The organism is Bacillus sp. SIMBA_031, from assembly GCF_046535225.1.
GTDB lineage: Bacteria > Bacillota > Bacilli > Bacillales > Bacillaceae > Bacillus > Bacillus velezensis.
Map to the genome: position 1 here is coordinate 1 of NZ_JAWRXC010000333.1, position 265 is coordinate 265.

A 265-nucleotide genomic window follows, 5' to 3' on the forward strand; every position below is an offset into this window, starting at 1 on the left:
GATGCATTATTAGCCCATAAAAGCATGGTTAACTTGCTTTATGGATTGCTGATTGGATTTATTTTTTCACTGGCTATCAGTAGCATAGTTTTATTTGCTTTTTCACGTAAACATTATTTTGCTTATGCAGGTGTGATTACATTGATGCTCAGCCTGTTTTTAGCTTATATAGGTGGTTTTGGGTTTCGTTATGCTCCCTCAAGCATAGCAGGCCTACAACAGTTAATGCTGCCTCTATTACTTATGCTGAGCACAATTCTGCTTC

At 37.4% G+C, this 265-nt stretch carries 1 protein-coding gene; it reads left to right on the top strand.

What is annotated here, in order from left to right; translation table 11 throughout:
• A partial coding sequence (locus SB724_RS20530; RefSeq protein ID WP_410572752.1) for a 7TM diverse intracellular signaling domain-containing protein occupies positions 1–265 on the top strand: 265 nt, incomplete at both ends.